The following is a 13,853-nucleotide window of genomic DNA, read 5'->3' on the forward strand; positions in this document are numbered from 1 at the left end:
TTACTAGTGTTTTAATAAATTTCCCAAAATAATCCCCAAAAAAGCAGCTAAAACGCCCAAAATATAAGAGGCTCCTACATAACTAAAAAAATATTTATATCTTTTTTCGCGAAGTAATTCTACATTTTCTACGTTAAAAGTTGAAAATGTAGTAAAAGAGCCCATAAATCCAGTACCTGCTAAAAGGGAGAATACAGAGCCAACGCTTAAACCAGTCAGTAGTCCCAGTAATAAAGAACCTAAAATGTTGATCACAAAAGTGGCAAATGGAAAAGTATATGTCCATTGACGCTTCATCCAATTTGTTGAAAGAACACGAGCCAGCACGCCAAAGGCTGCCCCTGCAGAAACCGTAAGACAGTTAACGAACAATTTTGCCCCTTCCTTTCCTCCAAATAATCAGCCAGTGACTCACTTGATATCCAATGATACAAGCAATTAAACCACCAAACAAACTGGCTAGAATGTAACCACCAGCATAGCCATATTCACCGTTTTGAAATAATTCTGCAGATTCCAAAGAAAATGTCGAAAAAGTGGTAAAAGAACCAACAAAGCCAGTCCCAATCGCTGATACCAACCTAGCGGATAAATATGGAAGCTGGCTTAAAAAACGGGTCACAAAAGCAAGTAAAAAACATCCCAATAAATTAATTATTAATGTGGCGCCAGGAAACTGTCCTGCGTCAATAATGAAACTTAAAATATATCTAGAAGTTGCACCAAGTGCCCCAAAAATAACAAGTAAAACATAGTACATGCCAAAATCTCCTCAAAAATTATTTATTTGCAATTAAATGTATAGGTGTAGTAAATATGGCGCCTTCTTCTACAACACTGTCTAGCCCTTGTAATAGCTCATCTAGATTTTCAGAAGAAACAACACATTCAATAACAATAGGTGTCTGCTCACTGCGAGCAAATAATTTTTGCTTGTGAATAACATGGTCTTCCCCATAGCCAACAATCCCCTTAGTCATAGAAGTCCAGATAGCATTTTTTTCTTGAAAAAAATCAATTACCTTTTCATATTCTTCTTTTCTAAACCATGAATTCTCTTCTTTTGTATACACTTTTACGGCAAAATGATCATGAGTACTCATATCTTTTTCCTCCATTCCTTTTATTAAACTTATCTGACCATGTTTCAAGTGATCTTTTATTTCTTGCAAAACGCTCATAATCCGCTGTCCACTATCTATTGTTTCAACAATAAGCGATAAGTCGTTAAATTGCTGGTCCTCAAGTATACTAATACGACGCTTATTTTGATAGTTCAAATTCATTTCACTACGCCGGACTGTCAATCCAGAAAAGCCATTTTTCCATAAAAATTGTTCAAGCCATTTGTAATCTGCTAATTGGTACGTCCCCGCTTTTTCACTAAGGATAATGCGTAGTAGATATTTCATCTGCTTACTCCCCTCTTAAGTGCAAAATTAATATTATTTATAGCAATTTTCGATAAATAAGCTTTTTGTAATGTTACTTTCCCCTAATCTCCTATAATATTTACACGTCAACTGGAAAACTATCAAGGAAGATATTGATTTAAATTCTTTTATAGTTGCGAGTATATTCTTTCTTTATAACAAAAAAACTGCTATATATTAGCGTTTATTTAACTACAATCCAAATAAACACTAGTATATAACAGGCGCCATCAGCCAGCCCTGGCAGTTATAGAGAGCACCATCTCTATAAATAATTCTATAACATCACTTTTAACTACTAACAAATTAAAGTGACGCTCATTTATGATAAGTTCATTATACCTACTTGTGTTTTAATTGCAAACCTTACAATATTATTCTTAGGGGGCAACACCTTTAATTAATATTTCCGTCCATTCAGTCGTATAAGGCTTCATCCTTTCGTATACATATGGTTTTGACATTCCTTCAATCAATGTTTGGAAAAAAATAATTAAAAATTCATCAGAGTATTTCAAAGCAACTTTGCCTTCTTTTCGGCCGCGATGAAATAGATCAAGCATCATATTCTGGTTTTCTTTAGTAAACTGTCGCATTAAAAGAGATAATTCATTATCATTTTTTTCAGTTATATAGTTCATTAATTCCAAGTAAAACTGTTGAGTAATTTTATTTAAGTAATTTATCTTATTTTGACTCAGTGCAATCAACGTTTCCTCAAAAGGGCGGTCGTCGTAGACAATTTCTCTTGCATCTTCGATTAGTTGTTCTATATAAGACTGAAACACCTTGCGAATAAGATTTTCCTTACTATCAAAATACTTAAAAATCGTCGTTTTTCCTACATGTGCTTCCTTAGCTATTTTTTCCATTGTTATATTTTCTTGGCTTGCATTTGTATTCAATAAGTTAAAAGTTGCTTCAAGAATTTGCTTTTCTTTTTCTTCTCTGCGTTTTTCAAAACCATTCAAACGAGTCCCCACTCTCTTTTTGTTATTTTCTTCTATTCTATACGCAAAATCACAAACTAGCAACCCTATTATTAACCATCATTATTGACTATTCAATTGAAATATAATATTATAAAACCAAATAAGCTTATACAGTTTATTTTTAGCCTTTAGATCTTATTTTAAAAACTAATTTAAACTATATAGTTTTTAATATATTGTTAGATCTTAGTTGTATCTTGATTGACTAAAGGAGAGATAAAAAATGGAAGAAATCATTAAGACGAATCAACTGCAAAAAAAGTTCGGCAAGTTTCAAGCATTAACTGATGTTACTTTTTCAGTGAAAGCTGGTGAAGTCACTGGTTTCATTGGACCAAATGGGGCAGGTAAATCAACAACTATTCGTATTTTACTAGGTATTATCAAACGTTCTGCAGGGCAAGCAAAAATTTTCGGAAAAGATGTATGGAAGGACAGTCTCGACATACACAAACGGATTTCATATGTCCCTGGCGACGTATCACTTTGGGGAAACCTTAGCGGCGGAGAAATTATTGATTTATTTATGAAACTTCATGGCAGTGGAAACAAACAAAAACGAGAGTCATTAGTGAAACGTTTTGAATTAGATCCAAAGAAAAAAGCTAAAAATTACTCTAAAGGGAACCGTCAAAAGGTTGGCTTAATTGCAGCTTTATCTGTCGATTCAGATTTATATATTTTTGATGAACCAACTTCGGGGCTAGATCCATTAAAGGGCGCTATTTTCCAAGAAGAAGTTCAAAAAATCAAAGATGCAGGAAAGACCATTCTTCTTTCTTCCCATAGTTTAAATGAAGTAGAACATTTAGCAGATAAAATTGCTATTATTCGTCAAGGTGAAATTGTGGAATCAGGGTCGCTTGATGAATTACGTCATTTAACACGTCCTACTGTAACTTTAGTGACTGAAAAAGACGTAGCCAAAATGTCCGAAGTAAGTGGGATTCATAACTTCCAACAAACAGATAATCAAGCCGTATTTTCTGTAGAAAATAAATATCTTGATGAAGTTTTGTTAGAAGCAAGTAAGTTAGGCGTAAAAAAATTTGAAGCTGTCCCCCCTACGCTTGAAGATTTTTTTATGCGCCATTACAAAGGATAAACATTGAAAGAAGGAAAAAAATGCTATGCAAGAAAGATTTAATAAAACGCTAACCTTGCTCTTCCAATATTTCAAAAGAGACTGGCTCAAAATCATTCTTTGGATACTAGGTATTGGCCTGTTCTCAGCTGGATTTGGCCCAGCTTTTGAAGAGATAGCAAAAGGACAAGGATTACAGGGAATGTATGAAACGATGCAAAATCCTGCCATGGTAGCTATGGTAGGACCCACTCCGATTGAATCCGCAACAGATTATACAATAGGAGCGATGTATGCTAATGAAATGTTACTATTTTGTAGTTTATTTTCCTTGATAATTGCTGCTTTGCATGTAACAAGCCATACTCGTAAAGAAGAGGATCTTGGATTAACTGAACTTGTACGTTCATTTCAAGTTGGACGACAAGCGAATTCTCTTGCAACTATGATAGAAACAATAATTATTAATGTTTTATTAGCTATTTTTATCAGTGGTATCATGATCAGCTTTAATATCAATACGATTTCTGCTGAAGGTTCTTTATTGTTTGGTGCTACTATAGCTATGGCAGGGATCACTGGCGCAACAATTGCTCTGATTTTGGCACAAATCATGCCAAATTCTTCTGGAGCAACAGGTGCCTCTCTAGGAATCATTGGTTTTTTATATATTATACGTGCAGGGACTGACGTTTCAAATGTCGATATTTCTTTGTTCAATCCCTTGGGGTGGACTTATTTAACTTATCCTTTTACAGAAAATAATTGGATTCTTCTTATTTTCGCTGTTATCTTTAGTGTAGTTGCTGCTATTATAGCTTTTTCACTTGAAGGAAAACGTGATATGGATAGAGGTTATTTACCCGAAAGACAAGGACGAGGAAACGCTAAACAATCTTTATTATCTGTTCCAAGTTTATTTATAAAAATTAACAAAGGTATGATTATTGCATGGTTGATAGCTTTTATTATTATGGGAGCTGCTTATGGATCTATTTATGGAGATATGGCTACCTTTATAGAAAGTAATGAACTGATACAGCAAATGTTTACTGCTTCTGATATTTCCATCGAAGAGTCATTTACCAGCACAATTATGCTCGTCATGATTTTTTTAGTCGCCATTTTGCCTATCAATATTGTAAACAAGCTCTTTGTAGAAGAAAGCCGCCAACATTTAAGTCAACTTTTCACTACAAAAGTATCTCGTGGACAATTTTATTGGACGACTGTAATATTAGCTGTTTTTTGTGAAATACTTGGCATTTTATTCGCTGCAGGTAGTTTAGGTAGTACAGCCATCTATTCGATGGATAATCATTCAATGGACCTTATGGATTTTCTGACATCTGGCTATAACTTTTTACCATCCGTCCTCTTTTATACGGGACTTGCAAGTTTAGCGTTAGGTTGGGTACCAAGATTGGGAAAATTTGTTTATATCTACCTAGGATATTCTTTTGTTCTTAGCTATTTTAACAACATTTTAGATTTACCCGAGTGGTTTTTTAATACTGCTGTCGAAAACTGGCTTGCTCATATGCCGATGGATAGCTTTGAACCTGTTGCTTTCTTTGCCATCACAGGAATCAGTATAGCACTCATATTCCTCGGTTATTTAGGTTATAAACGGCGCGATATGGTTGAAGGTGCTTAAAGTAATTAAAAATAAAAAGCTGCGTTACTAGTTTATCTTTTGAAAAAGACCGCTTGTACGCAGTTTTTTTACAATTGATTTGGGTTTTGGCGATCGAATTTTACCTGCGGACGTTTATGATGCCCATAAATTCTCTGCATTAGCTTTTGATCGATAAAAGGTGCACAGATATTCATAATAATGATGGCAATACCAAATCCTCCAGGAAAATCAAAGATCATTCGTATCAGAGCAGTTAAAACGCCGCCGCCCACTGCAAATATCGTTTTTCCAGCTGGAGTTAAAGCACCTGAACTATAATCAGTCGCCATGTAAGTTGCGCCGAAAAAAAGTGTTCCTGTTAAAGCATGCGTCAGCATAAATTCTAAATTAAAATTTCCCCAAAAACACATGACCAGAACTGTTGAACCGATAAATAAAATAGGAATCTTGGGATTGATAATACGTCGAAAAATTAAGAATAACATTCCGATAACAATCGCTAATTTCGATGTTTCTCCAATATTGCCCCCTAAATCGAGCCCCAAAAATAGTTCACCTAAATCAGGCACTTTAGAGGAAACTCTTTGCGCCCCATGACCAACAAATTCTAAAGGCGTAGAAGAAGAGACCGCATCCACTCCACCGTAGGGACCTCCAAAAAAACCGGTAGGCAAAACCCAATCTGTGAAAAAAGGCGTAAAGAAAATTTTGGCGCATACACGTGCTGTCACCGCAGGATTTAAATAATTTCGTCCTATACCTCCTTTTCCTAGACCTAGATTCCATTGTTTAACAACGACAATAGCAAACAATGAGGTGACCGCCACGACCCAAAGTGGTGCTGTAATCGGAAAACTTAATCCAATCAGCGTGCCGGTAACCAAGGCACTACGGTCATGAATCGTTACTTTTTGGTAGGTGATTTTTTGATATAAAAATTCAGAAAAAACTGCAACAATAATAGCAACTGCTAATTGAACAAATACCCACCAGCCAAAGAAATAAACGGCCGCAATAATCGGTGGTACAAGAGCAATCAATACTTCAGTCATTATCCCTTCCACTGTACGTTTTGAGCGAATATGTGGGGAGGGGCCAACCTTCAAATTATTTTCTATTTTTTTCCTGTCAATAGTGTTTTCCATACACTCAACCCTCCTGTTTTGCCTGAATCGCCGCTTTAGCGCCACGGATATTGTCTAATAAGGGGATATTCGACGGACAAATAAATGAGCAGTTTCCACATTCAATACAATCCATCGCTCCTAATTTTTCTGCTTTTTCAATATCGCCTCGTTCAAAGGCTTCCGAAATCAAAATAGGCTGTAAACTCACTGGACAAACATGCAGGCATTCCGCACACATGATACAATCCTTTGGTTCTTCAATTTGCGCTTGTTTACGCGTCAATACAGAGACTGCTGTCATTCCTTTACTCACCGGAACACTCAAATCGTTAATCGCTTTTCCCATCATCGGACCACCAGATAAAATCTTACCTGGTATCGCTGAAAAACCTTCACAATCTTCGATCACTGACTCCACTGGTGTTCCGATTCTTACTTTCAAATTTTGCGGGTTTTTTACAGGCGAGCCGGAAACAAAAATTACACGTTCAATCAAAGGTTCTCCAAGCTCACAAGCATGGTAAACTGCCCTGGCGCTGGAAACATTTAGTAACACGACATGTACGTCTGCTGGTAATTCACCTGCTTGAATCTCACGTCCTGTTAAGCTATTAATTAGATTTTTCTCTGAACCTTGAGGATACATTGCTTTTAGTTCTTGTACAGTCACTTTTTCATTACCCGAGGTCGCATCTTCCATCGCTTTTTTTACATCTTTTTTATTATCTTCTATTGCAAGATAAATATTTTTTAAATCAGGATATAAGCTTGAAACGATATCGATACCATTAATAACCTCATTAGTATATTCCAACATTACTCGATGATCAGAGGTAGAATAAGGCTCACACTCGGCACCATTTAAGATAACTGTGTCGAGCTTTTTTTCTTCAGGAGGTGCTAATTTAATTGCTGCAGGAAAAGTAGCACCTCCCATACCAACAATGCCCGCCTTCCTGATAGTATCTATGATTTCTTTGTTTGACATTTCACTTGAGTGACCAGGAGTAATGATAGGATGAGCTTTTGTATACATGTAATCATTTTTTATAATAATGCTTTCAACTTCACTACCACCTGCTTGTAAGCGACTTTCAATCGCCGTAACAATACCCGAAACCGATGAATAAACGTGTGCAGAAACGAAACCGCCCTCTTTTGCAATCATCTGCCCTACTTTTACCTGGTCACCAACTTCAACAATAGGTTCAGCTGGCGCGCCGATATGCATAGACATAGGATAAATCATCATTTTCGGTACTGAAGCTTCTACAATCGGTTTTGTATCCGTGGACCCTTTTTGCTCATTTGGGTGAGCGCCACCTTCTTTATGCATAAACGAAAACCTCATAAATAGCCCCCTTTTTACTAATTAAATCTTCACTAACAATAACAATGTTAACCCTTTCATTTCGTCCAGTTATATCCCTGTTTTTGCCCTATCTTCTCTTAACTACTAAAGAATAACTGAATATCTTATTTAGATTAATTACAGTATACATGATTCAAACTAAAATAAAAAGATATCTACCGTTATCTTTAAATATAATTCAAACAAAATATGAGAAAATAAAGCTAAGAAAATATTAATCCTTAAATGCTTTTTGCAAAAATACTATTTCTCCTAATAAAAAAGTTTCCATGTGTAATAAATGACACATAGAAACTAATCATTTTAAAATATTTTTGATTTAAGAACGCAGTATATGACAATATTAATTTTATTTACCAGCGCGTTTCACATAGGCGCCTTCTTGCGTATTGATTTCTAACATTTCGCCTTCTCCGACAAAATCTGGTACGTTTACGACTAAACCTGTTTCTAAAGTTGCTGGTTTACCTGAACCTGTGACAGTAGCGCCTTTAATCGAAGGTTGAGTTTCTGTTACTCGCAACTCAACCGTTGTAGGAAGTTGAATTCCAATAACTTCACTGCCATAAAATTGAATTTTTACTTCCATATTTTCAATCAAATACTTCATTTCATCTGCAATATTTTCGGTTGGAATTTCGTATTGTTCATAAGATTCCATATCCATAAAATAAGCCATTTGGTCCATAGCATACAAGAACTGTACGGTTCTTGTTTCAATAATCGCCTGATCAAATTTATCCTCTGGACGAAAAGTTGTATCATAAGTCGTGCCAGAACGTACATCTCTTAATTTCATACGCATCACTGTATTGCCTTTACCTGGTTTATGATGACTAGCTTCTAGCACTTTAATTAAAGAGCCATCTTTTTGAACAAAAGTCATCCCAGCTTTTAAATCACTTGCTGCAATCATTATTCATTCTCCTTTACTCGTAAGAATTATCCTTTACTATACTAACACAAATAATAAACAATAAGCTAGTTATAGACGAAGTTTACTCACGATCCTTGCCTTCTTCATCATCTTGCATTAATTTCTCATTATAAAAATCTGATTTCTTCATCAACTCATTTTGGAATGATTCATAACCAAATTGTTCAATAAGTGTAGACTGATTGGAAAAAAGATTAACACCTAAGCCTAATCTGTCACCAGGTACTTCCACACCTAAAGCAGATAATGTCGTAGGAAACATATCCACTGCACTAAATTCCCGGTTTTTATTACGCACCTTTTGTTTATTGGTGTTTAAAAACAAATTGAATACAGAACGTTGATAATCTGGATCAACAGAATCAAAGAAATCACTATCCATGGTCAAGTGATCCCCTACTAAAATAACCGTTGTATCTTCATAAAAAGGTTGCTCTTTCATCCATTCTAGTAGTTGTGCAATTTGTCTGTCTGAATCATGGATTACATTACTATATTGATCTCCAAATAAATCTGGTGTGTCTTCTGTTGCATAACCATCTTCAAAATGCGTATCCACAGTCAACATTGTTAAATTAAAAGGAGCCTCTTCTTGAGAAAGTTCATTTAATGTTTCTTTGGCATAGTCAACCAATTTACGGTCTTCATAGCCCCACCATTCATAATAATCTTCCGGCAGACGACCAGTGTCAACAGCCCAATGATAATCACGGATGTCATAGCCGCCATGCTGAGTAAAATATTTATCTCTACCTGCAAATTCAGCTTCAGACCCCATCAATAGCGCTTGATTGTACCCTTGTTCATCCAGAATTTCTCCTAAAGCATATGCTCCTGGGAAATATTCCGCACTATTTTCTTCTGCACTTTCCGAGCTATTTAAGCTTGTTGAAGGACGTAGCGGCAGTCCTGAAGTCTGAGCCACCATAGAACTGGCCGTTTGATTTGCACCTGGAATTTGTAACATCCCACCTAGTTTATTCGAATTAGAAAAATTGATTCCCTCATTCTGTGCTAAATCAGCAAAGTTCGGTAGTAGGTTATGTTCTTGGATGCCACCTAGTTCTTTAGAAAAATAGCTACTTTCCATAGATTCCAAGAAAATATAAACTAAATTTCGTTTTTTCTTAGGAAATTTCAAATCCACTTCTCGCGGATTCACATAATGTTCATCATAAATATTCGTATTTTCAAAATAAAATGCTCTGATATCAGCGTAACCTATCTCTTTTCCACCTAAAAATATCCCAAAAATCAAACCAATCAAACCAAGAACAACCACTTTTTTTGTTTTAAAATGTGGCTGTCTTTGTAGATAAATAGAGCCAAATTTAAAAGAACATGTAGTTGCGAAATAAAGTAGTGTTGCCAGTGGAACTGTAATTAAAAATGCTTCAAGTAGCGGATCAATAATATAGTTGATAATTTGTCCGGGGTCACTTCCTCTTATAGGCTGTGACATAGTAAATAAAATCTGATCGAGACTTGTATTATCAATACCTTTCATCGCATACCGACTACTAGAATAAGCAAGAAAACCCGCAAAAATAAGTAGAACCGCTAGAGCGTAAATCAGCCAATTTTTTCTTGAATAACTATATACTTTTTTTAAGTAACCTGACTGAAATAACTTCCAAAAAAGAAGCGTTAGACTAACTGTAATAAGGGCTGTCGATAAGCTGATCCAAGCACTTTTTTCATCATCAAAACGCAATAAAAAATAGGACTGCCAATTAGAAAGATCTATTTTTTGTTGATTATATAAAAATATTGTTATCCCTAAATATAAAAAACTTGTATAATAAATTGCTAACCTACGGCCTAAACTTTTTTTAGGCGTCTGAAGACAAATTAAAAATACAAGTATAAGAAATATGAAAAGCACGCATAATATCCCCTATCCATCTACCTCATATTTTAAATATTATAACATAATTTAGCATACAAGGTATGAAAGAACAGTGAATCTTAAATGTAAATAAAGTTTAAGACGTGAAAATTTTTCTTATTAAATTACTAGCTCTATCCTTACTTCATAAGTAAGTCTAATAACGCCTGATTAGAAAAATTAAAGATATATTCAGAGACATCTACACCTTCTAAAGCATCCTTGATTGTTTCATATTTATAGGTAACCCCCTGTAGTATTTCTTCTAAACCTTCAATATCTTTTGTACCAAAAAAATCGCCAAAAAATTGAATCGCTGATATTTTCCCTTTTTCAGTTGATAAATGAACATCGACAATACCTACATCAGCCAAACGTGTTCTTTGATTAAATTCAAAATTAGGCGCTTGTCCATAAACCCAATCATCATTTGCATAGCGTTTATCTACTAATTTTTGGATTCCTTGACGATCTTCATCTGTCAGCTCTAATTTTTTATCTGAAATCTCCTTTAATGAGTTCACTTGATAAATATGACAGATCAGTTCATCGCGAAAGGCTTCAATCGTGGGAACTTGAAATTGCGGAGCTAAATAAGGTTTGACATTGGTTACGCTTTTAGGAACAGACTGTGTTGCTTTTGACGCAATTTTCTCTTTAGAAACCGTTAATACTTTATCTAAAACCGTTAAATCAACATCATACATCAAAGTCCCATGCGAATAAGTTCTTCCTTTTTTAGTATACATTGCATTACCAGAAAATTTCTTATCTCCCATGTACAGATCGTTACGACCTCCAGGTGTTGCTTCTTTGGCTCCCATACTTCGTAAAGCTTCTAGAATTGGTGTCGTTACGCCTCGATAATCTCCAAAAGTTGTGTCACCTTTTTTAGTCACAAAACTAAAACTAATATTTCCTAGATCATCATAAACAGCGCCACCACCCGAAACTCGACGCGTCAATACAATCTGATGCTGACGTAAATAATTTAAATCGATTTCTTCATAAGCATTTTGATTGCGTCCAATAATAATACATGGATTTTGTATATATAACAGTAACAAAGGTTCTGTTACATCCGCTGTATCCATTAAGTATTCTTCTGTTGCTAAATTACGTCGAATATCATTACTTTCCATTACATGATATCGCATGATCATCCACCTCTTTCTTTTATACTTTTTTTAATTGTACTTCATTTTCTCTTTTGACTTCAATTTTAACAAGTAAAGCGCTTAAAAAGCTGTACTTATTTTATTATATTACTGTAATACATTAAAAGTAAATAACCTAAACTACATCCGCAATTTTTTGTCCATAGTAAAAAAAAGGAAACAAAATCCATTGATTAACGGATTCTGTCTCCTTGCACTTCTTTTTTACCAATCATAATCATTATTAAAAAGAGAACTTCGATCAAAATAAAAAAGAAGAAAAAACAATGCATAAAATATTGTTCCGGTAGCACATTGATAATCGGATCTGTTGCCGGGTCAAACATCCAATCGTCATTTGTAAAAAATATCTGGTGAAACATAATGAAAAATCTATCAAAACCAATGACCAGCAAAGATAGGAAAGCGACCGGCGCTGCCATACCCCATTGAAAAGGACGAATTAAGCGCCAAAAACGTCTCTTTTTTCGCAAGTGGAGACAAAAGAGGATACTCGGAATAAAAGTTATTAAAAAAACGCCATAGTCAAAGAGAAACAATTTTTTCACATCATAAAAGTGGGCTTTGCCGCCTTCAGACATTGTAAAATCTGGTAAATTTAACTCTGTTACCCAAGGACGGTTTAAAAAAGCGATCAGTTGATCATAATTTTCCAATAGTCTTTCCTTGCTTAAATTCACAAAATCTAAAATATTTAAATAATCAATATCTGCTACATAAATAAAACGTGCATTGATCGTCAAAGCTACCGCAAAACTTATAAGTGTCAAAAATAAAGAGCCAATACTTAAACGTTCAAGCCAAATTTGTGATTTTTTCATTGATCAAATTCCCACTCATCTAGATTATTTACTACGTAAGTTGGAGCAACTGCTAATAAAGGCACAGCACTTTTGGGTGTAAAACCCGAAAGAACTAATAATGTATCGATATCATTATTGATACCTGAACGTATGTCTGTTTCATAGTTATCTCCTACCATAAGAACCTCATCTTTAGTTAAAGCAATATGATTTAAGGCTTTTTCCATAATAACAGCTTCTGGTTTTCCCACATAAACTGCTTTAGTTTGCGTTGCTGTTTCTAGCAAGCTTATCAAGGCCCCAGCTCCAGGAACTAAACCACGCTCTGTGGGCAAATTTTTATCAGAATTTGTACCGATAAAGCTGGCACCTTTTTGGATAGCTAAGGTAGCGATAGTAAATTTTTCATATGTTACTTCTGAATCAAGACCGACTACAACATAATCAGGGGTTCCTTCCTCCCAAATAAAACCAGCTTCTAAAATTAAGTCAATAAGGCCAGCTTCACCAATTACATAAACCTTGCGCCCTTTTGCGTCATCTTTCATATAATCAATAGTAGCTAAACTAGCTGTGTAAACAAGATCTTTTTCTACATAAATATCAAATTCATTTGCTAAACGCTTTTGAACTGTAGCGGGACTTTTTGTTGTATTATTCGTTACAAAAAGAAAAGGAATCTTTTTTTCTTGTAAAGATTCAACAAAACGTTTGCCTGCTGGTATTGGCTCTGAACCTAAGTAGATCGTGCCATCCAGATCGATTAAATATCCTTTGTATGCCATCTTCATTGGTCCTCTTTCTTTCGAATAACGAATTCTTTTGTTTCTTTTTGTGTAACCATTTTTGCATCAGAACGTTTTTCTTTTGTCTGTTTTTTCTTAATAACAGGTTTACTTGTCGGCTTTTTTTCTACTTTTGTCTTTTTTTCAGCTACATGCGCCTGTTTGCTTTTCTTGTTATGCGTTTTCTTATGTCGACGATTGGGTTTTGTCTTTGTATGGGGGCGATCAACGCATTCAACAACAAAATAAGCACAACCAAAATTACAATATTCATATAAATAATCTTCTAACATATTAATTTTTTGGTCCGGAGAAGATTTGCGATTCTTCGTGTAAAAAAACCCTTTTAAGCGTAACTGTTCGTAGCCCCAGTCTCCTACAATATAATCGTATTTTGCTAAGATGTCTGTATATCTTTCCCCAAATTTACTCGCATCAAAACCTTCACGATAGTTGGCCACTAACTTATAACGACGATTATCAATGATAAATTCTGATTCACTTATTGGAAGGACTTCTTTGCCTTTTTGTGGTTTTTCTTTTTCGTCATCTTCTACAATTTCTGATAAAACTGCTGTGACTTCTTCTGTGATATTCTCTTTTTCTTTGGTCATT

The 13,853-nt window shown here is 34.9% G+C and carries 14 protein-coding genes and 1 riboswitch; of the genes, 2 read left to right on the forward strand and 12 right to left on the reverse strand.

Translation table 11 applies throughout. The features are described from left to right. Nucleotides 1-3: 3 nt before the first annotated feature. From C7K42_RS10805 to C7K42_RS10820, 4 genes are all read right to left on the reverse strand, one after another. Nucleotides 4-372: a fluoride efflux transporter FluC gene (locus C7K42_RS10805; RefSeq protein WP_094243270.1), complete on the reverse strand. Its 369-nt coding sequence runs from the start codon at nucleotides 370-372 to the stop codon at nucleotides 4-6. After that, entirely contained in the window at nucleotides 362-760 is a 399-nt protein-coding gene (locus tag C7K42_RS10810) for a fluoride efflux transporter FluC (RefSeq protein ID WP_014124060.1), read from the reverse strand. The genes C7K42_RS10805 and C7K42_RS10810 overlap by 11 nt, the downstream gene beginning before the upstream one ends. Nucleotides 761-779: 19 nt before the next feature. Continuing rightward, nucleotides 780-1,412, reverse strand: a complete 633-nt coding sequence (locus C7K42_RS10815) for a DUF190 domain-containing protein (RefSeq protein WP_014124059.1) — start codon at nucleotides 1,410-1,412, stop codon at nucleotides 780-782. Between the two features lie 235 nt (nucleotides 1,413-1,647). After that, nucleotides 1,648-1,709, reverse strand: a riboswitch (Fluoride riboswitch). 104 nt (nucleotides 1,710-1,813) lie between these two features. Continuing rightward, a complete protein-coding gene (locus C7K42_RS10820; RefSeq protein ID WP_014124058.1) occupies nucleotides 1,814-2,404 on the reverse strand; it encodes a TetR/AcrR family transcriptional regulator in 591 nt (196 codons plus the stop codon). A 244-nt stretch (nucleotides 2,405-2,648) separates the two neighbouring features. Here C7K42_RS10820 and C7K42_RS10825 point away from each other — a divergent pair, with 244 nt between their 5' ends. Beyond that, entirely contained in the window at nucleotides 2,649-3,530 is an 882-nt protein-coding gene (locus tag C7K42_RS10825; RefSeq protein WP_014124057.1) for an ABC transporter ATP-binding protein, read from the forward strand. 25 nt (nucleotides 3,531-3,555) lie between these two features. Continuing rightward, nucleotides 3,556-5,166: an ABC transporter permease gene (locus C7K42_RS10830; protein WP_094243269.1), complete on the forward strand. Its 1,611-nt coding sequence runs from the start codon at nucleotides 3,556-3,558 to the stop codon at nucleotides 5,164-5,166. A 68-nt stretch (nucleotides 5,167-5,234) separates the two neighbouring features. On the opposite strand, the gene C7K42_RS10835 is transcribed toward C7K42_RS10830, so the two are convergent. From C7K42_RS10835 to C7K42_RS10870, 8 genes are all read right to left on the reverse strand, one after another. Then, the gene (locus C7K42_RS10835) at nucleotides 5,235-6,293 is read right to left on the reverse strand and encodes an RnfABCDGE type electron transport complex subunit D (protein ID WP_094243268.1); all 1,059 of its coding nucleotides are present in this window, start codon (nucleotides 6,291-6,293) and stop codon (nucleotides 5,235-5,237) included. Between the two features lie 4 nt (nucleotides 6,294-6,297). Beyond that, nucleotides 6,298-7,626: an electron transport complex subunit RsxC gene (gene rsxC, locus C7K42_RS10840; RefSeq protein WP_170157609.1), complete on the reverse strand. Its 1,329-nt coding sequence runs from the start codon at nucleotides 7,624-7,626 to the stop codon at nucleotides 6,298-6,300. Between the two features lie 370 nt (nucleotides 7,627-7,996). Then, nucleotides 7,997-8,563: an elongation factor P gene (gene efp, locus C7K42_RS10845; protein WP_094243267.1), complete on the reverse strand. Its 567-nt coding sequence runs from the start codon at nucleotides 8,561-8,563 to the stop codon at nucleotides 7,997-7,999. 82 nt (nucleotides 8,564-8,645) lie between these two features. Beyond that, the gene (locus C7K42_RS10850; protein WP_103099873.1) at nucleotides 8,646-10,469 is read right to left on the reverse strand and encodes an LTA synthase family protein; all 1,824 of its coding nucleotides are present in this window, start codon (nucleotides 10,467-10,469) and stop codon (nucleotides 8,646-8,648) included. A 143-nt stretch (nucleotides 10,470-10,612) separates the two neighbouring features. Then, nucleotides 10,613-11,629, reverse strand: a complete 1,017-nt coding sequence (lplA, locus tag C7K42_RS10855) for a lipoate--protein ligase (RefSeq protein ID WP_103096941.1) — start codon at nucleotides 11,627-11,629, stop codon at nucleotides 10,613-10,615. Nucleotides 11,630-11,823: 194 nt separating this feature from the next. After that, a complete protein-coding gene (locus C7K42_RS10860; RefSeq protein ID WP_103096939.1) occupies nucleotides 11,824-12,471 on the reverse strand; it encodes a TIGR01906 family membrane protein in 648 nt (215 codons plus the stop codon). Beyond that, entirely contained in the window at nucleotides 12,468-13,238 is a 771-nt protein-coding gene (locus C7K42_RS10865) for a TIGR01457 family HAD-type hydrolase (RefSeq protein WP_103099872.1), read from the reverse strand. The genes C7K42_RS10860 and C7K42_RS10865 overlap by 4 nt, the downstream gene beginning before the upstream one ends. Before the next feature lie 2 nt (nucleotides 13,239-13,240). After that, complete coding sequence (locus C7K42_RS10870) at nucleotides 13,241-13,852, reverse strand: YutD family protein (protein WP_061840298.1); 612 nt, start codon at nucleotides 13,850-13,852, stop codon at nucleotides 13,241-13,243. Nucleotide 13,853 lies beyond the last annotated feature (1 nt).

Origin of the sequence: Tetragenococcus halophilus subsp. halophilus DSM 20339 (assembly GCF_003841405.1) — a bacterium.
Taxonomy (GTDB): Bacteria; Bacillota; Bacilli; order Lactobacillales; family Enterococcaceae; genus Tetragenococcus; species Tetragenococcus halophilus.

Bases quoted from the DNA above. Each gene is read 5' to 3' on its own strand.
- C7K42_RS10865 (WP_103099872.1), bottom strand. From the start codon at position 13,238: ATGGCATACAAAGGATATTTAATCGATCTGGATGGCACGATCTACTTA.
- lplA (WP_103096941.1), bottom strand. From the start codon at position 11,629: ATGCGATATCATGTAATGGAAAGTAATGATATTCGACGTAATTTAGCA.
- C7K42_RS10870 (WP_061840298.1), bottom strand. From the start codon at position 13,852: ATGACCAAAGAAAAAGAGAATATCACAGAAGAAGTCACAGCAGTTTTA.
- C7K42_RS10825 (WP_014124057.1), top strand. From the start codon at position 2,649: ATGGAAGAAATCATTAAGACGAATCAACTGCAAAAAAAGTTCGGCAAG.
- C7K42_RS10815 (WP_014124059.1), bottom strand. From the start codon at position 1,412: ATGAAATATCTACTACGCATTATCCTTAGTGAAAAAGCGGGGACGTAC.
- efp (WP_094243267.1), bottom strand. From the start codon at position 8,563: ATGATTGCAGCAAGTGATTTAAAAGCTGGGATGACTTTTGTTCAAAAA.
- C7K42_RS10810 (WP_014124060.1), bottom strand. From the start codon at position 760: ATGTACTATGTTTTACTTGTTATTTTTGGGGCACTTGGTGCAACTTCT.
- C7K42_RS10830 (WP_094243269.1), top strand. From the start codon at position 3,556: ATGCAAGAAAGATTTAATAAAACGCTAACCTTGCTCTTCCAATATTTC.
- C7K42_RS10835 (WP_094243268.1), bottom strand. From the start codon at position 6,293: ATGGAAAACACTATTGACAGGAAAAAAATAGAAAATAATTTGAAGGTT.
- rsxC (WP_170157609.1), bottom strand. From the start codon at position 7,626: ATGAGGTTTTCGTTTATGCATAAAGAAGGTGGCGCTCACCCAAATGAG.
- C7K42_RS10860 (WP_103096939.1), bottom strand. From the start codon at position 12,471: ATGAAAAAATCACAAATTTGGCTTGAACGTTTAAGTATTGGCTCTTTA.